The organism is Streptomyces sp. TOM-9, assembly GCF_056858595.1.
In genome coordinates this window covers 8,372,051-8,392,144 of record NZ_JBXEQB010000001.1, presented here as the reverse complement: position 1 = coordinate 8,392,144, position 20,094 = coordinate 8,372,051, and the positions used below count along the sequence as shown (strand labels likewise).

Below are 20,094 nucleotides of genomic sequence, written 5' to 3'. Positions count from 1 at the left end.
TGCCTCCCCGCACGCGGTGGTCCGCGGAGCGGCCGTCCCGGCCGTCCGCGCTCGCCGGTACGGTAGGAGCTCCCCCTGAGGGAGGTTCAAGCGGTGGAAGCCGACAGCACGTTGAGCATCGGGGAGCTCGCCGAGCGGGCCGGCGTCTCGGTCAAGACCGTCCGTTTCTACTCGGACCGCGGACTGCTGCCCGAGTCCGGCCGCAGCGCGGGCGGCCACCGCCGCTACGCCCCCGAGGCGCTCACCCGGCTGCGCCTGATCCGCTCCCTGCGCGCCCTGGACCTGCCGGTGCCGGACGTGGGGCGGGCCCTGGAGCGGGAGGACGCCCTGGAGGACGTCGTCGCGGGCCACTTGCGGACCCTCGGTTCCCAACTGGCCGCGCTGCGCTGGCGGGAGGCCGCCCTGCGACTGCTGCGGGACTGCACCGCCGAGGAACGCGCCGAGCGGCTGGAGCTGGTCGGAGCCGTCCCCGTACCGCCGAACACGGACCCGATGGCCCGCTTCTGGCGCCGCTGGCTGCAGCCCGCACGGCTGCCCGCCCCGGTGCTGGCCCGGGTCGTCGAACTCGCCGTGCCGCAACCGCCCGACGAGCCGAGCCCGGCGCAGGTGCTGGCCTTCGCCCGGCTGCACGCCTTCACCTCGGCCTCCTGCCCGCCCGGCGCCGTGCGCCGGCTCGCGGCGCACCGGCCCGACGCGGGCCCCCGTCCGGCCGTCCTGTACGAGGGGCTCTACGAGGCCTACGAACTGGCCGCGCCGGACGTCCTGGCCGGACGCGCTCCGGGCGCGGGCGAGGCGCTCGACTGCTTCGTCACCGCCCACGCGCGGTCGTTCGGCGCGCGGGACACCCCCCACTTCCGCCGCCGGCTGAGCGGCATGCTGGCCGTGGAGCCCCGCATCGACCGCTACTGGCAGCTCGTGGCCGAGCTGCGGGGCCCCGGACAGCCGACCCCGGGCGCCTCCCACACCTGGCTGCGCTCCGCGCTGGAGGACCAGGTCACGGCGCGGTGAGGATGCGCGGGCCCTCCTCCGTGACGGCGACGGTGTGCTCGAAGTGGGCGGCCCGGCTGCCGTCCTCGGTGTGCAGCGTCCAGCCGTCGGAGGCCGTGCGGTAGCCGCCGCGCCCCCCAGCCATCAGCATCGGCTCGATGGCGAGGGCCAGCCCGTGCTTCAGCGGGTAACCACGGCCGGGGCGGCCCTGGTTGGGCACATGGGGGTCCTCGTGCATCCGGCGGCCGATGCCGTGGCCGCCGAAGTCCGCGGGCATGCCGCACCGGGCCTCGCGGGCGACGGTGCCGATGGCGTGCGAGATGTCGCCGATGCGGTTGCCGACGGTGGCCGCGGCGATCCCCGCGTCGAGCGCCCGCCGGGTGGCCTCGATGAGCCGCAGGTCCGCGGGGCGGGGCGTACCCACGGTGAAGCTGATCGCGGCGTCGCCGGTCCAGCCGTCCAGTTCGGCGCCGCAGTCGACGCTCACCAGGTCGCCGTCCCGCAGCCGGTAGTCGGTGGGGATGCCGTGCACGAGCGCGTCGTTGACGGAGGTGCAGAGCACCGCGGGGAAGGGCGTGGGCGCGAACGACGGCCGGTAGCCGAGGAACGGCGACCGCGCGCCCGCCGCGTCCAGGACGGCCCGGGCCGCCTCGTCCAGTTCCCGCAGCGACACGCCGACGCGCGCCGCCTCACGGGCGGCGGCGAGCGCGTGCGCCACGACGCGGCCTGCCTCCCGCATGGCCGCCAGCGCGGCATCCGACTTGATCTCCACCATGTCCGTGGCTCCTCGTTCCGTTCCCTGGGTGCACCCAATTCTTATACCGGTATTAGTATCACGGGCATGGTGCGAACTCCTTTGACCCCCTGGGAACGGCAGCGCGGCGAGCGCTTCGGCACGCTGCTGCGCCGGGCCCGCGGCGACCGCAGCATGGTCGAGGTCGCGGCGGCGGCGGGCGTCTCCGCCGAGACCCTGCGCAAGATCGAGACCGGCCGCGCCCCGACCCCCGCCTTCTTCACCGTGGCCGCCCTCGCCGCGGCCCTGGACATCTCCCTGGACGAGCTCGCCTCGGCCTGCGTCCTCGAGGCCGACGCGGCGGGCGGCGCCGCCGCCCTGTCCGCGTAGGCTGCGCCGGGCTGCCCGTGTCGCCGCGTGCGGTTCGTTGTCGTGTGCGGGTTGTTTGCGCCTGCGGCGGGCATCCCCCGCCCGCCGCAGGCGCAGCGCACCCGCACACGACGACCGGACTCAGCTGCTCCCGAACCCCCCGCCGTCACCAAAGCCCCCACCGTCACCAAAACCCCCACCGAAGTCCCCGGGGTCGAAGTCCGCGCCCGAGTAGTCGCCGCCCTGCTGGTCCGGCGCGGCACCGCCGTAGCCCCCGTAGTCGCCGTAGGCGTACGGGCCCGGGCCGCCGAGCGAACTGCCGAGCAGCGTCCCGACGAGGATCCCCGGCAGCATCCCGCCGCCGAAGTAGCCCTGGGCCCAGGGGGCGTAGGCCGGGCCCGCCTCCCAGTACGGGCGGGGGCCGCGAGGCGTGCCGACCTGGCGGGCCATGGGATCCAGGCCGTCCGCGAGCCGGGCGGCGTCGGCCGCGCACACCGGAACGGTCCGCTCGGCCCCGCCGCCCTCGGGGGTCCACGGCACGTCCTGGACCGAGGGGCCGTGCCGGGGGTCGAAGAAGCACGGCGGGCGGCGCTCGGGCAGCGGCCTGCCCTCGATGCGCGCATCCAGGGTGGCGAGCGCGAAGCGCCCCTCCTCCAGGGCGCTGCTGACCGGCTGCACGTCCTCCGCGGAACGCGCCCGGTCCATCGCGGTCTTCGCGGTGTCGTAGGCGTCCAGGGCGCGCGTGTAGTCCTCGCGCATGGCGTCGTCGGCCGTCGCGCCGCCCGGGTCGAAGCCGATCCGGCTCAGCTCCTCGCCGAAGGCGGTGATGTCCTCGTCCACCACCGGGCGCAGCTCGTCGAGCCCGGCCCTGTCCTGCTCCTCGCGGCGCCGCTTGGCGCGTCGCGACAGCAGGACGGCACCGCCGCCCCCGGCGACGACCAGGACGCCGAGCGCGACGAGGAGCCCGGCGCCGCCGCTGCCCGCGCCGACGCCGACGGAGTCGTCGCTCCAGGACGCCGGGGCGTGGCCGCGCGCCTGCGGCAGTGCCTGGTCCACGAAGCCGGTGACCATCGCCGCGGGATCGCCGGGGTCGGAGCGCCGTACGGCCCCGGCCAGGTTCTCGACGGCGTTGCGCGGCATCACGGCGGGGTCCGCCCCGGCGTCGAAGCGGTCGCCGAGGGCGACGGCGTACACACCGGTGATGCCGACCTTGGTCCGCAGGTCCTTCAGCACCGTGGCGGCGGGGAACTCCGCGGTGTCGGGGAGGACGGCGACGAAGACCGGCCGGTCGGCCTTCTCGATGCGCCCTGCGAGGGTGTCCGCCTCGCCGGGCGACAGCACGTCCCGCGCCCGGGGATCGACGTACACGGGACCGCCGTCGCGCAGGGCCGCCGCGGCCGTGTCGAGCCCGCCCGCGGCGCGCGCCCCGGAGCCCGTCGCGGCGACGAGGCAGAGCACGCCGAGGATCACGGCGAGTACCGGCACGAGGCGGAGGATCCGCCGGACGGTCCCCATGGTTACGACGCTAACCCAGATCGGGCGGGCGCGGCGCTGCGGGAGCCGGCTCCCCGGGGCGGTGCCCCGCTTCTCCGTTAGGCTGTTTTGTCAGGATTGCCCGACAATAAGCGACATTGGCCGGTTTACCCCACAAGGTGATGACCGGCGGTGCTCGACCGGATGAGAACGCCTCGTTCCCGGGGATGGGTCGTCGCGGTGGACATACAGCAGTCGGCGAAGGATGTCGGTCAGCCCCAGACGGCGGTGGGGCAGGCAGGGGTGTTCCGTGACCTGCTCCCCCTCGCGATGTGGCGGATCGACTCCGAGGGGCGCATCTCCCAGTGGTCGCTGGCCGCGCAGGAACTCTTCGGGCACACCGCGCAGGAGGTGCTCGGCCGCAGCGCCACACCCCTGCTGGTCCCCGTGGCGAACTGGGACCTGGCCGACGAGCTGACGCGCAGGGTGCTGTCGGGCGAGGCGGTCGTGGGCACGCTCCCCGTACGCCACCGCGACGGCCACCTGGTGACGATGGAGATGTGGATCTGCCCCACCGCCGACCCGCAGGGGCGCACCGGGCTGATGGGCATCGCCGCCGAGACCTCCGCGGTGCTGCGCATGCGGGACTCGCTGGCGGCGCTGGAGGGCCTGTTCACGCAGTCCCCCATCGGGCTGGCCATGCTCGGGCCGGACCTGCGCTACGTACGGGTCAACGAGGCGCTGGCCCGTATGAACGGGGTCCCCGCCGCCCAGCACATCGGCAGGCGGGTGAGCGAGGTCGTCCCCGGGCTCAACACCATGGCGCTGGAGACCGTGATGCGCCAGGTGCTCGCCCGCGGCGAGCCGGTGGTGGACTTCCGGGGCGTCGGACGCACGGGCGGCGACCCCCTCAACGAGCGGGTGTGGTCGTGCTCCTTCTCCCCGCTCCTCGGCGGCGGCGGCCGCCGCCTGGGCGTGATCGCCACCCTGATCGACATCAGCCGCGAGGAGCGGGCCCAGCTCCAGGCCACCCGCGGACGGCAGCGGCTCGCCCTGCTCGCCGAGGCCGGCACCCGCATCGGCACCACGCTCGACCTGCGGCAGACCGCGGAGGAGGTGGTGCAGGTGCTCGTGCCCCGGGTGGCGGACTCCGCCGACGTGCACCTGCTGGAGGAGGTCCTCGACCCGGACGAGGCCGCCGCCTCCGCCCACGGCATGGTGCGCCGGCTGGCGGTCTCCTTCGCCGATCCGGCGGCGCCCGCCGAGGACCTGGCCGTCGGCATGACGCACCAGGTCCCCCGCGCGTCCGCGTACGAGCAGGTCATGGTGGAGGGACGGCCGATGCGGCTCACCAGGGCCGACATACCCCGGCTGGTGCCCGGCCCGGAGTACGAGCGGCTGCGGGGCTACCTGCGCACCCTCGGCTCCGCCCGCATGGTCCCGCTGGTGGCCCGCGGCACGGTGCTGGGCATCATGATGGTCACCCGCTCCCGCAGGCGCGAGCCCTTCGACGACCAGGACGACCTGCTCATCGACGAACTCGCCGCCCGCGCGGCCCTCGGCATCGACAACGCGCGGATGTACTCCGCCCAGCGCCGCGCCGCCCTCACCCTGCAGCGCAGCCTCGCCAACACCGCGCTGCCCACGGTGCCCGGGCTGGAACTGGCCGGCCGGTACCTGCCCGCGAGCGACCACGAGGTGGGCGGCGACTGGTTCGACGTCATCGCGCTGCCCGGCGACAGGACCGCCCTGGTCATCGGGGACGTCATGGGCCACGGGGTGCACGCGGCGGCCGTCATGGGGCAACTGCGGACGACGGTGCGCACCCTGGCCCGCCACGACATCCCCCCGGCCGAGCTGCTCCGCTCACTGGACGCGGCCGTCGCCGACGTCGGCGAGAACGAGATGGCGACCTGCGTCTACGCCGTCCACGACCCGGCCGACGGCAGCTGTCTGGTCGCCCGCGCCGGGCACCCGCCCCCTGCGGTGGCCGGGATCGGGAACGAGGTCGCCTTCCTGGACGGCCCGAGCGGAACACCCCTCGGCGTGGGCCGCCGGGACTTCCAGACCGAACGGGTGCTCCTGCCGCCGGGCGGTGTGCTGGTCCTCTACACCGACGGCCTGATCGAGGCCCGCGACCGCAACCTCGACCAGGGCATGCGCCAACTCGCCCGCGCCCTGCGCGATCTCGGCGAGCCGCTCTCCCGGGTCTGCGACCGCGTCCTCGCCCGTCTCCTGCCCCACGGCGCGCAGGACGACGTGGCGATCCTGCTGGCCCGGCCGCTCCACCCCGCCACCGGCCATGAGCCTGCGCACTGAGCGGGCGCCGGCGCCCTGCGGGCCACGCGGGACCGGCCGTGCGGGCCGATACTGGAACCACGCCCCCATGGGCGTCCCTCCCGCCCCGGCGGAGAACCACCCCAGGTGACGCAGCTCGCCCGCTTCTCCCGCACGTGCGACGGTGATAGCGATGGACAACCCGGCCAAGACGTTCAGCGAGTCACCGGAGGACCCGTTCTCGGTGCACGCCGCGGCCTCGGTGGTGCTGGACGACCACGCGTCCGTGGTGGGGTGGAGCACCCGCGCCGAGACGCTGCTCGGCCACCGGGCCCAGGACGTCCTGGGCCGGTCGGCTCCCGAACTCCTGCTCCACCCCGGCGACCTGGAGCTGGTCCTGACCGCCACCGCGGCCTGCGTCCGGGCGGGCGGCTGGTTCGGGGTCGTACCCCTGCTGCACCGGGACGGACGGCGGGTGGAGGTCGGCTGCCGGGTCCGCGCCATCGCGCGGGAGGACCGGCGCCGCGAGTGGTACGTGGTCGCGGCGCCCGCCGCCGAGGTCGTCCGGTGGGAGACGGACCGGTGGGTGCTGGAGGGGTTGTTCCGCCGCTCCCCCATCGGGCTCGCGGTCTACGCCCCCGACCTGACCTTCCTGCGGGTGAACCGGGCGATCACCAAGTTCAGCGGGGTCCCCACGGAGAAGCACCAGGGCCTGCGCACGGGGGACTTCCTCTTCGGGCCGGACGCCGACGCCGTGGACCACCAGTTGCGGCGGGTGCTCGAGACGGGCCGGTCCTCGATCTTCTCCGAGCAGCCCTGCCGGCTGCGCCGCGACCCGCAGCGCGAACTGTACGTGTCCGTCTCGGCGTTCCGGATGCAGGACGACAACGGGCACGTCCTCGGGGTGACCCAGACCGTCGAGGACGTCACGGAGCGCTACCGGGCCCGCCGCAGGCTGGCCCTGCTCAGCGAGGCCGGGGCGCGGATCGGCACCACGCTGGACGTCGGCCGCACCGCCCGCGAACTGGCCGAGGTGGCCGTGCCCGGGCTGGCCGACAGCGCCTCCGTCGACCTGCTGGAGGCCGTGCCCCAGGGTGACGAGCCCGCCCAGGACTCGTTCCGTACGGTCTGCCGCGCGGCGGTCCAGTCGGTCTTCCCGGACACCCAGAAGATCATGTACCCGGTGGGACACACCATCCGCATCCCCCCGGGGTCGACGCAGGCGCGGTCGCTGGCCGAGGGCCGCCCGGTCTTCGAGTCGGACATGCGCCGGGCCCTCGCCTGGCTCGACGAGGACCCCGTGCGGGCCAGGGCCGCCCGCGAGGTCGGCGCGCACTCCCTGATGGTGGTGCCGCTGCTCGCCCGCGGGCTCGTGCTCGGACTGATCAGCCTCTGGCGGACCCGCGGCCGCGAGCCCTTCGAGGCCGACGACCTCACCCTCGCCGAGGAGTTCGCCGCCCGCGCGGCCCTGAGCATCGACAACGCCCGCCGCTACACCCAGCAGCACCAGGCGGCCCTCACCCTCCAGCACAGCCTGCTCCCCGGTGACGTGCCCCGGCACCCCGCCGCCGAGGTGGCCCACCGCTACCTGCCCGCCAACACCGCCACCGGGGTCGGGGGCGACTGGTTCGACGTCATCCCGCTCTCCGGGCTCCGCATCGCCCTGGTGGTGGGCGACGTCGTCGGCCGCGGTCTGCACGCGGCGGCCACCATGGGCCGGCTGCGCACCGCCGTGCACACCCTGGCCCACCTGGACCCCACCCCGGACGAGGTGCTGTCGCACCTCGACGACCTCGTGGACCGGCTCGCCTCGGAACAGCGCGAGAGCCACGAGAACGCCCCACCGGTCGTCGGCGCGACCTGCCTCTACGCCGTCTACGACCCGGTCTCCCGGCGCTGCTCGCTCGCCCGGGCCGGCCATCCGCCCCCCGTGGTCGTCACCCCGGAGGGACGGGCGAGCCTGGTCAACATCCCCCCGGGCCCGCCGCTGGGCCTCGGCGGCCTCCCCTTCGAGACCGCCGAGATCGAACTGGCCGAGGGCAGCATCCTGGCGCTCTACACCGACGGCCTGCTGTGCACCCGCTGCCGCGACCTCGACGACAGCCTCGCGATGCTGTGCGGGGCGCTCACGGCGCCGTCCGGCTCCCTGGAGGAGACCTGCAGCGCCGTCGAGGACACCCTCCTCAAGGCACGCCGCTCCACCGAGGCCGCCGACGACGTGGCCCTCCTCGTCGCCCGGACCCGCGTCCTCGCGCCGGAACAGGTCGCCACCTGGGACCTCCCGCCGGACGCCACGGCCGCCGGACGGGCCCGCACGCTGGTGGAGTCCCAGCTCGCCACGTGGGAGCTGGAGGAGGCGGCCTTCGTGACCGAACTGATCGTCAGCGAGCTGGTCACCAACGCGTACCGCTACGCGGGCGGGCCCATCACGCTGCGGCTGATCCGCGACAGCCACCTCATCTGCGAGGTCTCCGACACCAGCAGCACCTCCCCGCACCTGCGCAGGGCGCGGACGACGGACGAGGGCGGGCGCGGGCTCTTCCTGGTCGCGCAGCTCAGCGAACGCTGGGGCGCCCGCTACACGCGCGAGGGCAAGACGATCTGGGCCGAGCAGCCCCTGCAGGCCGCCTTCTGAGCGGGTACGGCAGGCGGGCACCGCACCTGCCCGGCGTCCCCACCGGCGCTGGTCCCGCACGGCGTCTCGGTGGCCGACGACCCGAAGGCGGTGCAGGCCCGGCCGTCGGTCTCCGCCCGTACGACGACGCGCCCAGCGGGGCCGGCTGTGTCCGGCAGCAGACCTCACGCTACCTGCTGCCCCGCTCGGCGGCCGGGTCATGGGCCGCACGGCAGGTGCCGACCGGCGGCGAACAGCAGCGGACGACCGCCCCCGCCGGGCCGCCCCGCGCAGGGCTCAGCGGGGCGGCAGTGCGGTGCCGCAGCGGGAGCAGTACAGGGCGTCGCTCTCGCCGGCCAGGCGGCCGCAGTCCGCGCAGACGCGGTGCAGCAGGCAGGCCGCTTCGCCCGCGTCACGAGCGGGGGCGAGGCCGGCGATGGTGAGGCCGGGGCGGCGGGCGTGCACCGTGAGGTAGGTCAGCCCCACGGCGCCTGCGGACAGCGCGCGGCAGGAGCCGCGGGGCAGCCAGGCGAGGGCGCCGGGCGCCAGGGTCGTCTGGCGTCCGCCGTCGTCGCCCGACAGGTACCCGCCGCCGTCGACGACGTACAGCAGGACGTCCAGCTCGGCCTCGACGTGCGGCCGGACCTCGGTGCCCGCCGGAAGGCGGATGACGTTGGCGTCGAGCTGGCGGCGGTCCGCGCCGAGCCGCCACAGCGCTCCGCGCTGCCCGACGGGCGTACGGCCGATCAGATCCGCCACCTGGGTGAGGACACCCGGCTCGGGCTTGGTCTCCACGTTCGTCCTCCCTGCAGCTGTGGAACAGCGGAACGGTACTCCGCCCAGGGTGCCGCCGCACGGCGGCGGGGCGGCGGGACGGCGGTGTCCCGACGCGACGCGCGCTCCGGGGAGGCGGACCATGGGGGCATGACACCGGAGCGGACGCCGCCGGGGAGGCCGTGATGCCAGTGGGCCGGATCGGGATGGTCGTGCACGGTGCGCGCGAGGACGCGAGCGAGGCCGCCGCGGCGGTCGACCGCTGGTGCGCGCGGCACGGGGTCCCCGCGGTGGAGATCGACGTGTGGCGCAAGGACCGGCCCCGGCACAGCGGTCAGGAGGAGGCGGCCACGGCCGGCTACCCGGACCTGATCGTGACCCTCGGCGGCGACGGGACCTTCCTGCGCGGCGCGCGGGTGGCCGCCGCGTGCGGGGCGGCCGTGCTGGGCGTGGACCTGGGGCGGGTCGGCTTCCTCACCGAGGTGTGCACCGAGGACGTGGAGCGGGCGCTCGACTGCGTGCACGAGGGCCGGGCGACCGTCGAGGACCGCATGACGCTCACCCTGCGGGCGTCCCGGCCGCTGGAGATCCCCGAGGGCATCGAGTCCCTGCTGCGGTACGGGCGCGGCCCCGCGCTGCCGCCGCCGCGGGTGCGGCCCGGCGACCCCGAGGACGTGGGCTGGGGCGTGCCGATGGCCGTCAACGCCGTCAACGACGTGGTCTTCGAGAAGCTCGCCCGGGACCGGCAGGCCAGTCTCGCGGTGTACCTGGCGGGCCGTCTGTTCGCGTCCTACTCCGCGGACGCGGTCGTCGTGGCCACCCCGACGGGTTCCACCGCGTACAGCTTCGCCGCGGGGGGCCCGGTGGTCTCCCCGCACATGGACGCGATCGTGTTCACCCCCGTCGCGCCGCACATGGCCTTCGACCGGACCCTGGTGGCGGCCCCGGACGAGGTCCTGGGGGTCCGCGTGCTGACCCGCTCCGGCCGGGTCGCGGTCAGCATCGACGGCCAGCTGAGGGGCGTCCTCGATCCGGGTGACTGGGTCGGGGTGTACAAGGCCCGGCACCGGCTGCGGCTGATCCGGCTGGGCCCGACCGACTTCTACGGGCGGGTGCGCGACCGCTTCCGGCTCAGTGACGCCCCGGCCGCGGCCGCCGACGGGGAGGTCCCGCCGCTGTACCGGCCGAAGTCCCCCGTCCCGCCCGACCTGCGGAACCTGCGCTTCCCACCCCTTGACGGGCACTGACCGCGCCCTGCCGGGCGATCCCCGCCAGCTCACGCGCCGGCCCGGTCAGGTCGCACCCGCGGGCGCGCACCACGCGCAGCGTCCGCGTCAGGTCGAGTCCGGCCACGGGGACGGCGACGACGCTGCCGCTCGCGAGTTCCGCGGTGAGGGCGAGGGAGCTGAGGACGGCCGGGGCGAGGCCGTCGGCGACGGCGGTCTTGATGGCGGTGGTGGAGGGGAGTTCGAGGAGCGGATCGGTGAGCGCGAGACCCGTCCCCTCGGCCAGGGCGTGCTCGAGGTAGCGGCGCGTGCCGGAGCCTCGTTCACGGCTGACCAGGGGTGTCGCGGCGAGTTCGGCGGCGCCGATGCCGGACCGGCGGCGCGCCCAGCGGTGGGAGGGGGCGACGACGACGGTCAGCTCGTCGTGCGCGACCGGCTGGGCGACCAGCCCGCGCGGGACGTCCGGGCCCTCGACGAATCCGAGGTGCACCTCGCCGGCCAGGACGGCCGCGGCCACGTCCTCGGAGTTGCCCGCGGTCAGCGCGACCGTGGTGCGCGGGGCGCCCGCCCGCAGGATGAGCAGCCACTGCGGCAGGAGGTACTCGGCCACCGTCATGCTCGCCGCCACCCGCAGACGGCTCTCCGCGGTGCCGCGCAGCGAGGTGACCCCGGCGTCCAGCGAGGCGGCGGCGTCGACGGCGGTGCGCGCCCAGTCAGCGACGAGCGCGCCGTGCTCGGTGAGCCGCGAACCGCGCGGTGACCGTTCCAGCAGCTGCAGACCGAGCCGGCGTTCGAGGTGCCGGAGGCGGGAGCTCGCGGCCGGCTGGCTGACGCCGTGGGCCCGCGCGGCGGCACCGACGCTGCCGAGGCTAGCGACCGACAGCAGCAGGTCGTACGCCGCCAGGTCGCTCACGCGCTCGGGCAGGGGCATAAGCCCAGTCTATGAGCCCATCCGGAAGTGCTCCCTACCGGTCGTGCCCGGCCGGGGCGACGCTACGGACATGCCTTCGACGCTCGCTCTTCCCTCCCGGCCCGGCGCCCACCCGCGCACCGGGCTGCTGCGGGAGCTGGACCACCCCTCCCAGCTCTTCCGCGACCTCGGCCCCAACTGGTTCGCCTCGGTGATGGGCACCGGTATCGTCGCCACGGCGGCGGCCGGGCTCCCGGCGCACGTACCGGGGCTGCGGACGGCCGCCACGGTCGTGTGGGCGCTGGCGGCCGCCTGGCTGGTGGCGCTCTCCGCGGGCTGGGCGGTGCACTGGACCCGGTACCGCGACCGCGCGCGGGCGCACGCCGGCCACCCGGTGATGGCGCACTTCTGGGGTGCTCCGGCGATGGCGCTGCTGACCGTGGGCGCGGGCACGCTGGCGCTGGGCTCGGACTGGATCGGGCCGCACGCGGCCCTGGCGGTGGACACGGTGCTCTGGTCGGCGGGCACCCTGCTGGGCCTGGTGACCTGGGTGTGGATCCCGTACCGCGCGATGACCGAGCACCGCGTGGGCGACGACTCGGCGTTCGGCGGCTGGCTGATGCCCGTCGTCCCGCCGATGGTGTCCGCCGCCACCGGGGCCGCCCTCGTCCCGCACCTCCCCGCCGGGCAGGCACGGCTGACGCTGCTGCTGGCGTGCTACGCGATGTTCGGGATGAGCCTGATCGCGAGCCTGGTGATCATCCCGCAGATCTGGGGCCGGCTGGTGCGCCACAAGACGGGCCCGGCGGCCATGGTGCCGACCCTGTGGATCGTGCTCGGCCCGCTGGGGCAGTCCGTCACGGCGGCCAATCTCCTGGGGCACGCGGCGCCCACGGCCCTGCCCCGCCCCTACGCCACCGGGGCCGAGGTCTTCGGCTACCTCTACGGCGTGCCCACCTGGGGGTTCGCCATGATGTGGCTGGCCCTGGCGGCGGCGCTCACCGTGCGCACCGCGCGGCGCGGACTGCCGTTCACCCTGACCTGGTGGAGCTTCACCTTCCCGCTGGGCACGTGCGTGACCGGGACGAGCGCGCTGGCGCTGCGGCTGCACTCGACGGCCTTCCAGGGGGCGGCGCTGGTCCTGTACGCGGGCCTGGTGGCGGCGTGGGCGCTCGTCGCGGTGCGGACCGTCCGCGCCGGTGCGCGCGGCACGCTGTTCCTGCCGCCCGCCCCGGCGCCCCGCGCCTGAACGAAGGGGATCACAGACCCTGCCAGGACGGCTTCGCCGCGTAGGTGGCCCGGAAGTAGCCGGCCAGCTTCAGCTTGGACGCGGCCGCCTCGTCGACGACGACGGTGGCGTGCGCGTGCAACTGGAGCGCGGAGGCGGGGACGACCGCCGCCAGCGGGCCCTCGACGGCGAGGGCGACCGCCTCGGCCTTCGCTTCGCCGGTGGCCAGCAGCACGAGGTGCCGGGCTTCCAGGATGGTGCCGATGCCCTGGGTGATGACGTGGTGCGGCACGTCCTCGGGGCGGTCGAAGAAGCGCGCGTTGTCCTTGCGGGTCTGCTCGGTCAGCGTCTTGATCCGGGTCCGGGAGGCCAGCGAGGAGCACGGCTCGTTGAAGCCGATGTGGCCGTCGGTGCCGATGCCGAGCAGCTGCAGGTCCACCCCGCCGGCCGCCGCCAGCGTGCGCTCGTACGCCGCGCACGCCTCGACGATGTCCTCGGCGGTGCCGTCGGGTCCCATGAACGACTCCTGGGCGAGGCCGAGGGGCTCGACGACCTCGCGCAGCACCACGGAGCGGTAGGACTCCGGGTGCCCGGCGGGCAGTCCGACGTACTCGTCCAGCTGGCAGATCCGGGCGCGCGAGACGTCGGCGCGGCCCTCGCCGGCCAGGCCGGCGAGCGCCCGGTAGACCGGGAGCGGGGTCGAACCGGTGGCGACGCCGAGCAGCGCGTCGGGCTTGCGGCGCAGCAGGTCCGCGATGGCACCCGCGATGAGTTCGCCGCCTGCGGTGGCGTCCGGAACGATGACGACTTCCACTTCGGGACCGCCGATCTGGTGAGGGAGACCGCTAACTGGTTTAGACCAATTTAGCAGTCAGGCACCCCGGAGATCCACCGCCGGCCCGGGGGGTGCCTTCGGGCGAATGCGGCGCGCGCCGCGTTGGCCGGGACCCCGCCGGTGGTAGCAAGCAGGGACAGGCGCGCAGGACGCGGGCGCACGGCGGGCTCGACGGGGAGGTGCGGACGGTGTCCCGAGGACGGCGGATCCGGATCCGCGTGGGGCGCCGGGAGGTGCGCGGGCCCGCCAGGCGGCCCGGCGTCCGGGTGTTCCCCGCGCTGAACACGGCCGCCGCCTACTCCTGGCGGCTGCTCGTCGTGGGGGCGGTCGTCTACGCCGTGTTCGCCACCCTGGGACGGTTCCACGAGATCGCGGTGGCCGTCTTCCTCGGGCTGGTCGGCACCGCGATGCTGCGACCGCTGGCCGATCTGCTCGCCCGCGTGATCCCGCGTTCGCTGGCCGTCGCCGTCTCGCTGATCGGCAGCATCCTGGTCGTGTTCGGCATCCTGGCCATGGTCGGCGAGGTGGTCGCCGGCGAGACGGCCGGGCTGCAGCGCGAGTTCGGCGCGGGGCTGGCGCGGATCGAGCGCTGGCTGCAAGCCCCGCCGTTCCGGCTCGACCCCAAGGCGCTCGACGACCTCCAGTCGAAGATCGGGCAGTGGCTGTCCACCCACCGGTCGGCCCTGATCAGCACCGCACTGAGCGGCGCCGGGCGCCTGGTGGAGGTGCTGACGGTCTTCGCGCTGGCGCTGTTCTGCTCGGTGTTCTTCCTGCACTCGGGCGACCGGCAGTGGTCCTGGTTCTGCGGGCAGCTGCCGCGGACGGTGCGCGGCCGGGTGTCCGTGGCCGGCCGTGCGGCATGGCGCACGTTCACCGGCTACACGCACGGGATCGTGCTGGTGGCGGCGACCAACGCGATCCTGGTGGGGGTCGCCCTGTTCCTGCTGGGGGTGCCGCTCGCGCTGCCGCTGGCGCTGCTGGAGTTCTTCGCCGCCTTCGTGCCGCTGATCGGCTCCCCCATCGCCCTGGCGGTCGCCGCCGTGGTGGCGCTGGCCGCGAACGGACCCGTCGTGGCGGCGGTCGTCGTCTGCCTGATCGTCGTCATCGGCCAGATCGAGGGCCATGTGCTGCATCCGATCGTGATGAGCTGGGCGGTGCGCCTGCATCCGGTGGTCGTCGCGCTCACCGTCATCGGCGGCGCCATCGCCGCCGGGGTCATCGGCGCGGTGGTGGCGGTCCCGCTCGTCTCCGTCCTCTGGTCGATGTACCAGGCACTGCGCACCACGGAGTAGGACGCGCAAGTTTTTGCGGTGCTTCCGCAACGCCGTGTCGGCTGCACGACACTCCAGCGCAAGCCCATGCCAGGTGAGATGAAAGCCCGGTCGAGGGCATAGACGCCCGGAAACACCTCTGCAACTATCGGCTCGGGCCGCGCAATTACCAAAGCAATCAATGCAATTTTCTCCGCGTGGCAGCCGCACCGCATGTGACATGTCATGGCACCAACAACTCTGACGAGAGGCACAGGGACGACATGCCAAGGAAACGGTTCATCCAGCGGCTGCTGGCGGGGGTGATCGCGGCGGGCCTGGTGCTGCTCGGCCAGTCGGCGCTGCCCGCCGCGGCCGCCGGCGGCCCCAACCTCGCCGCGGGGGCGCCGGCCACCGCGAGCAGTTCCCACGCCGAGTACGGGGTCGCCAACGTCACCGACGGCAACCAGAACACCTACTGGCAGAGCGCGGGCAGTTCCTTCCCGCAGTGGGTCCAGGTCGACCTGGGCAGCAGCACCAGCATCGACCAGGTCGTCGTCAAACTCCCCGCCGCCTGGGAGGCCAGGACCGAGACCTTCGCGGTCCAGGGCAGCCCCGACGGCTCCACCTTCTCCACACTGTCCGGCTCGGCCGGGCGGAACTTCGGCCCCGGTTCCGGCAACACGGTGACCATCGACTTCTCGGCCACCACCACCCGGTTCGTACGGCTGAACATCACCGCCAACACCGGCTGGCCCGCCGCCCAGGTCTCCGAGCTCGAGGTGCACGGCTCCGCCGTCTCCACCGACAACCTCGCCCAGGGCCGCACCCTGACCGCGAGCAGCGGCAACGCGCCCTACGTCGCCGCCAACGCCAACGACGGCAACCAGACCACCTACTGGGAGAGCTCCAACAACGCCTTCCCGCAGTGGCTCCAGGCCGACCTCGGGTCCTCCGTCGCGGTCACCAAGGTGGTGCTGAAGCTGCCGCCCTCGTGGGAGGCACGGACGCAGACGCTGTCCCTGCGCGGCAGCACCAACGGCTCGTCCTTCAGCGACCTGGTGGCGTCCCGCGACTACACCTTCAACCCGGGCGACAACAACACCGTCACGATCAGCCTGAGCAGCACGACCACCCGCTACCTGCGCGTCAACGTCACGGGCAACACCGGCTGGGCCGCCGCGCAGCTGTCGGAGCTGGAGGTCTACGGCCCCGCCACCGGTGACACCACCGCGCCGAGCGCGCCCACCGGCCTGGCCTACACCGAGCCCGGCTCCGGCCAGATCCGGCTGACCTGGAACGCCGCCGGTGACAACGTCGGCGTCACCGGCTACGACGTCTACGCCAACGGCGAGCTGCGCACCAGCGTCTCCGGCAGCACGCTCACCTTCACCGACAACCAGCCCGACAGCGCCACCGTCAGCTACTTCGTGCGCGCCAAGGACGCGGCCGGCAACGTCTCCGGCAACAGCAACACCGTCACCCGGACGGGCTCCGGCGGCGACACGCAGGCGCCCAGCCAGCCCGGCAACCTCACCCTCACCCAGCCCGGCTCCGGCCAGATCAAGCTGACCTGGACCGCCTCCAGCGACAACGTCGGCGTCACCGGCTACGAGGTGTACGCCAACGAGGTCCTGCGCACCACGGTGTCGGGCACCACGCTCACGTACACCGACAGCCAGCCCGACACCGCGACCGTCTCCTACTACGTGAAGGCCAAGGACGCGGCGGGCAACCGCAGCGTCGCCAGCGCCACCGTCACCCGCAACGGCTCGGGCGGCACCGGCTCCAACATGGCCGTGGGCAAGCCGATCACGGCATCGTCCAGCACCCAGAACTTCGTCGCGGCCAACGCCAACGACAACAGCGTCACCACCTACTGGGAGGGCGCCGGCGGCAGCTACCCGAACACGCTGACCGTCTCCCTCGGGGCGAACGCCGACGTCACCTCGCTGGTGCTCAAGCTCAACCCCGACGGCGCCTGGGGCACCCGCACCCAGACCGTCCAGGTGCTCGGCCGGGAGCAGGGCGCGAGCGGCTTCACCAGCCTCAAGGCGGCCGCCGACTACACCTTCAACCCGTCCTCCGGGAACACGGTGACCATCCCGGTCAGCGCCCGGGTCGCCGACGTACGGCTGCAGTTCACCGCCAACAGCGGTGCGGCCGCGGGCCAGGTGGCGGAGTTCCAGGTGATCGGCACCCCGGCGCCGAACCCGGACCTGACCGTCACCGGCATGTCCGTCTCCCCCGGCGCACCGGTCGAGACCGACTCGGTGAGCCTGTCCGCGACCGTGCGCAACATCGGCGAGCTCGCCTCGAGCGCCACGAACGTCACCTTCTACCTGGGCACCACCAAGGTCGGCACCGCCGCGGTCGGCGCGCTGGCCGCGGGCGCCTCGACCACGGTGACGGCGAACATCGGCGTACGGGACGCGGGCAGCTACCCGCTGAGCGCCAAGGTCGACGAGTCCGGGGACGTCATCGAGCAGAACGACACCAACAACACCTACAACAGCCCGACCCCGCTGGTCGTCAGGCCGGTCGACAGCTCCGACCTGATCGCCTCCCCCACCGGCTGGTCCCCCGGCAACCCGGCCAAGGGCAACACCGTCACCTTCTCGGTGGCGATCAAGAACCAGGGCACGGTCGCCTCGGCGGGCGGCTCCCACGGCATCACCCTCACGGTCACCGACACCACCTCCGGCTCCGTCGTCAAGACGCTGACCGGCTCCTACAGCGGCGCCATCGCGGCGGGCGCCACCACGAGCCCCGTCCCGCTGGGCACCTGGACCGCCGCCAACGGCAAGTACACCGTCAAGACCGTCATCGCGCCCGACGCGAACGAACTGACGGTCAAGCAGCAGAACAACACCAGCACCCAGTCGCTCTTCGTCGGTCGCGGCGCCAACATGCCGTACGACATGTACGAGGCGGAGGACGGGGTCCTCGGCGGGAGCGCCGCCGTGGTCGGCCCCAACCGCACCGTCGGCGACCTGGCCGGTGAGGCGTCCGGCCGCAAGGCCGTCACGCTGAACAGCACCGGCAGCTCGGTGGAGTTCACCACCAGGGCCAGCACCAACACCCTGGTCGTCCGCTACTCCATCCCCGACGCCGCGGGCGGCGGCGGGATCAACTCGACCCTGAACGTCTACGTCAACGGCAGCTTCCTCAAGGCCATCGACCTCACCTCCAAGTACGCGTGGCTGTACGGCAGCGAGACCGCCCCCGGCAACAACCCCGGTGACGGCAATCCCCGCCACATCTACGACGAGGCCAACCTGATGCTCGGCACGACCGTGCAGGCCGGGGCGAAGATCAAGCTGCAGAAGGACGCCGCCAACGGCAGCCAGTACGCGATCGACTTCGTCAACACCGAGCAGGTCGCGCCGATCGCCAACCCCGACCCCGCGGCCTACACCGCGCCGACCGGGTTCACCCACCAGGACGTGCAGAACGCCCTGGACAAGGCCCGGATGGACACCACGGGCACCCTGAAGGGCGTCTACCTGCCGCCGGGCGACTACGAGACGGGCAGCAAGTTCCAGGTCTACGGCAAGACCGTCAAGATCATCGGTGCGGGCCCCTGGTACACCCGCTTCCACACGCCGACGAGCCAGTCCAACACCGACGCGGGCTTCCGCGCCGACTCCACCGCCAACGGCTCGTCCTTCTCGGGCTTCTCCTTCTTCGGCAACTACACCTCGCGCATCGACGGCCCCGGCAAGGTCTTCGACTTCGCAGGCGTCGCCAACATGACCATCGACAACGTCTGGAACGAGCACACGGTCTGCCTCTACTGGGGCGCCAACACCGACAACATCACCATCACGAACTCCCGGATCCGCGACACCTTCGCCGACGGCGTCAACATGACCAACGGCAGCACGGACAACCACCTCGACAACATCGAGGCCCGTGCCACGGGTGACGACAGCTTCGCCCTCTTCTCGGCGATCGACGCCGGCGGGGCGGACGAGAAGAACAACCTCTACGAGAACCTGACGTCCCTGCTGACCTGGCGCGCCGCGGGCATCGCCGTCTACGGCGGCTACGCCAACACCTTCCGCAACATCCTCGTCGCGGACACGCTGGTCTACTCGGGCGTCACGATCAGCTCCCTGGACTTCGGCTACCCGATGAACGGCTTCGGGACCGACCCGACCAACCTCCAGAACATCTCCATCGTCCGCTGCGGCGGGCACTTCTGGGGCAGCCAGACCTTCCCGGGCATCTGGCTCTTCTCCGCCTCGAAGGTCTTCCAGGGCATCCGCGTCAGCGACGTGGACATCGTGGACCCGACCTACAGCGGGATCATGTTCCAGACGAACTACGTGGGCGGTCAGCCACAGAACCCGATCAAGGACACGGTCCTCACCAACGTGTCCATCACCGGCGCCCACCGCAGTGGTGACGCCTACGACGCCAAGTCGGGCTTCGGCCTGTGGGCGAACGAGATGCCAGAGGCGGGACAGGGTCCCGCGGTCGGCTCCGTCACCTTCAACAACCTCACGATGAGCGACAACTACCAGAACATCAAGAACACGACGTCCACGTTCACCATCAACACCAATCCGTAGCGGAGGAGCGCGCGAGCGCCGTGGTCCCGGCCGGTTCTCCGGCCGGGACCACGGCGCTCCGTCGTCGCCGCCGCCCTCGCGCAACACGGCGGCGTGCCGCGGCGGGATTCCGCCGCGGCACGCCGTGAAGGGGTGACGGGGTGGGCCGTGCCGGCCACGGGGATGCGGCGGCACGGCCCGGATCGGGTGCCGGTCAGCGGCGGCCGCCCCAGGACTTGACGTCCACGACCTGGCGGTGGTCGTTGCGCAGGGTGGCGACGTCGCGGCGGTCCCAGACGGAGTTGCGGCGGTCCTGGAAGACGTCGCGCCGGCCGTCGCGGCCGAAGCCGGTGTGGACGCGCACCTTCGAGTGCCCGGCGAGCCACACGTTGTTGAAGCGGTAGCGGTTGCCGTCCCGGTCCGACAGGCTCCAGCCGCGCAGGTTGACCGAGCCGCGGCCCGTGTTCACCACTTCGATCCATTCGTCACCGCCGCGGCCGCCGCGGCCGTGGCCGTGGCCGTCACGGGTGTTGACGTCACCGATCACCACCCGGGACCGGCCGTGGTCGCGGCTCTCCGCAGCGCCGGCCGGCAGGGCGGCGGCGGCCACGACCGCTCCGGAGGCGAGGACGGTGGCGATGACGCGACGGGTGATACGAGCAGACATGATGCCCCCTCAACAAAGGTGCGGTCCCGGTCCTTTCGGGCCGTTCCCGCGGTGCGGATGCTTCGGCGGTTGCCGATGACCCAACTCTGGCCCAGCGGCGACGCGCACAACCGGAACAATCGCTTCGCGTTACAGAATGCGGACATATCCGTAACTGTTAGCTGTAAGCGACATCTGTCAATCTCGACTGAAATA

General features: G+C 73.5%; 14 protein-coding genes. 8 read left to right on the top strand and 6 right to left on the bottom strand.

Annotated elements, in window-relative coordinates:
• Window positions 1–93: 93 nt before the first annotated feature.
• On the top strand, window positions 94–1,008 hold the full coding sequence (locus AC1VWI_RS38645) for a helix-turn-helix domain-containing protein (RefSeq protein WP_499515693.1): 915 nt from the start codon (window positions 94–96) through the stop codon (window positions 1,006–1,008).
• Here AC1VWI_RS38645 and map read toward each other — a convergent pair.
• A complete protein-coding gene (map, locus tag AC1VWI_RS38640) occupies window positions 995–1,762 on the bottom strand; it encodes a type I methionyl aminopeptidase (protein ID WP_499515692.1) in 768 nt (255 codons plus the stop codon). The genes AC1VWI_RS38645 and map overlap by 14 nt on opposite strands.
• Window positions 1,763–1,828: 66 nt before the next feature.
• On the opposite strand from map, the gene AC1VWI_RS38635 reads away from it, so the two are divergent.
• Entirely contained in the window at window positions 1,829–2,110 is a 282-nt protein-coding gene (locus tag AC1VWI_RS38635; RefSeq protein WP_499515691.1) for a helix-turn-helix domain-containing protein, read from the top strand.
• Between the two features lie 120 nt (window positions 2,111–2,230).
• On the opposite strand, the gene AC1VWI_RS38630 is transcribed toward AC1VWI_RS38635, so the two are convergent.
• Entirely contained in the window at window positions 2,231–3,604 is a 1,374-nt protein-coding gene (locus tag AC1VWI_RS38630; protein WP_499515690.1) for a hypothetical protein, read from the bottom strand.
• Window positions 3,605–3,802: 198 nt separating this feature from the next.
• Here AC1VWI_RS38630 and AC1VWI_RS38625 point away from each other — a divergent pair, with 198 nt between their 5' ends.
• Both AC1VWI_RS38625 and AC1VWI_RS38620 read left to right on the top strand, forming a co-directional pair.
• Window positions 3,803–5,881, top strand: coding sequence for a SpoIIE family protein phosphatase (locus AC1VWI_RS38625; protein WP_499515689.1), 2,079 nt, complete (start codon window positions 3,803–3,805; stop codon window positions 5,879–5,881).
• Window positions 5,882–6,032: 151 nt separating this feature from the next.
• Entirely contained in the window at window positions 6,033–8,474 is a 2,442-nt protein-coding gene (locus AC1VWI_RS38620; protein WP_499515688.1) for a SpoIIE family protein phosphatase, read from the top strand.
• Between the two features lie 276 nt (window positions 8,475–8,750).
• On the opposite strand, the gene AC1VWI_RS38615 is transcribed toward AC1VWI_RS38620, so the two are convergent.
• Complete coding sequence (locus AC1VWI_RS38615; protein WP_499515687.1) at window positions 8,751–9,248, bottom strand: hypothetical protein; 498 nt, start codon at window positions 9,246–9,248, stop codon at window positions 8,751–8,753.
• Window positions 9,249–9,412: 164 nt separating this feature from the next.
• Here AC1VWI_RS38615 and AC1VWI_RS38610 point away from each other — a divergent pair, with 164 nt between their 5' ends.
• Entirely contained in the window at window positions 9,413–10,474 is a 1,062-nt protein-coding gene (locus AC1VWI_RS38610) for an NAD(+)/NADH kinase (RefSeq protein WP_499515686.1), read from the top strand.
• Here the strand turns inward: AC1VWI_RS38610 and AC1VWI_RS38605 are convergent.
• Entirely contained in the window at window positions 10,359–11,384 is a 1,026-nt protein-coding gene (locus AC1VWI_RS38605; RefSeq protein ID WP_499515685.1) for a LysR family transcriptional regulator, read from the bottom strand. The genes AC1VWI_RS38610 and AC1VWI_RS38605 overlap by 116 nt on opposite strands.
• 70 nt (window positions 11,385–11,454) lie before the next feature.
• Here AC1VWI_RS38605 and AC1VWI_RS38600 point away from each other — a divergent pair, with 70 nt between their 5' ends.
• Window positions 11,455–12,612 carry a TDT family transporter gene (locus AC1VWI_RS38600; protein WP_499515684.1) on the top strand — a complete coding sequence of 386 codons (1,158 nt, stop codon included), beginning with the start codon at window positions 11,455–11,457 and terminating at the stop codon, window positions 12,610–12,612.
• A 10-nt stretch (window positions 12,613–12,622) separates the two neighbouring features.
• Here the strand turns inward: AC1VWI_RS38600 and AC1VWI_RS38595 are convergent, their stop codons facing one another.
• Entirely contained in the window at window positions 12,623–13,405 is a 783-nt protein-coding gene (locus AC1VWI_RS38595; protein WP_499515683.1) for a glucosamine-6-phosphate deaminase, read from the bottom strand.
• Window positions 13,406–13,659: 254 nt separating this feature from the next.
• Here AC1VWI_RS38595 and AC1VWI_RS38590 point away from each other — a divergent pair, with 254 nt between their 5' ends.
• Together AC1VWI_RS38590 and AC1VWI_RS38585 are read left to right on the top strand one after the other, a co-directional pair.
• Window positions 13,660–14,718 (top strand): AI-2E family transporter, encoded by a 1,059-nt coding sequence (locus AC1VWI_RS38590; protein ID WP_499517016.1) that lies wholly within the window; start codon window positions 13,660–13,662, stop codon window positions 14,716–14,718.
• A 242-nt stretch (window positions 14,719–14,960) separates the two neighbouring features.
• Complete coding sequence (locus AC1VWI_RS38585) at window positions 14,961–19,253, top strand: discoidin domain-containing protein (protein ID WP_499515682.1); 4,293 nt, start codon at window positions 14,961–14,963, stop codon at window positions 19,251–19,253.
• A gap of 193 nt (window positions 19,254–19,446) precedes the next feature.
• Here AC1VWI_RS38585 and AC1VWI_RS38580 read toward each other — a convergent pair whose 3' ends face one another.
• A complete protein-coding gene (locus tag AC1VWI_RS38580) occupies window positions 19,447–19,899 on the bottom strand; it encodes a lamin tail domain-containing protein (RefSeq protein ID WP_499515681.1) in 453 nt (150 codons plus the stop codon).
• Window positions 19,900–20,094 lie beyond the last annotated feature (195 nt).

Coding starts and splice junctions, on each gene's coding strand:
- AC1VWI_RS38585 (WP_499515682.1), top strand. CDS start 14,961: ATGCCAAGGAAACGGTTCATCCAGCGGCTGCTGGCGGGGGTGATCGCG.
- AC1VWI_RS38635 (WP_499515691.1), top strand. CDS start 1,829: ATGGTGCGAACTCCTTTGACCCCCTGGGAACGGCAGCGCGGCGAGCGC.
- AC1VWI_RS38580 (WP_499515681.1), bottom strand. CDS start 19,899: ATGTCTGCTCGTATCACCCGTCGCGTCATCGCCACCGTCCTCGCCTCC.
- AC1VWI_RS38610 (WP_499515686.1), top strand. CDS start 9,413: ATGCCAGTGGGCCGGATCGGGATGGTCGTGCACGGTGCGCGCGAGGAC.
- AC1VWI_RS38605 (WP_499515685.1), bottom strand. CDS start 11,384: ATGCCCCTGCCCGAGCGCGTGAGCGACCTGGCGGCGTACGACCTGCTG.
- AC1VWI_RS38600 (WP_499515684.1), top strand. CDS start 11,455: ATGCCTTCGACGCTCGCTCTTCCCTCCCGGCCCGGCGCCCACCCGCGC.
- AC1VWI_RS38630 (WP_499515690.1), bottom strand. CDS start 3,604: ATGGGGACCGTCCGGCGGATCCTCCGCCTCGTGCCGGTACTCGCCGTG.
- map (WP_499515692.1), bottom strand. CDS start 1,762: ATGGTGGAGATCAAGTCGGATGCCGCGCTGGCGGCCATGCGGGAGGCA.
- AC1VWI_RS38620 (WP_499515688.1), top strand. CDS start 6,033: ATGGACAACCCGGCCAAGACGTTCAGCGAGTCACCGGAGGACCCGTTC.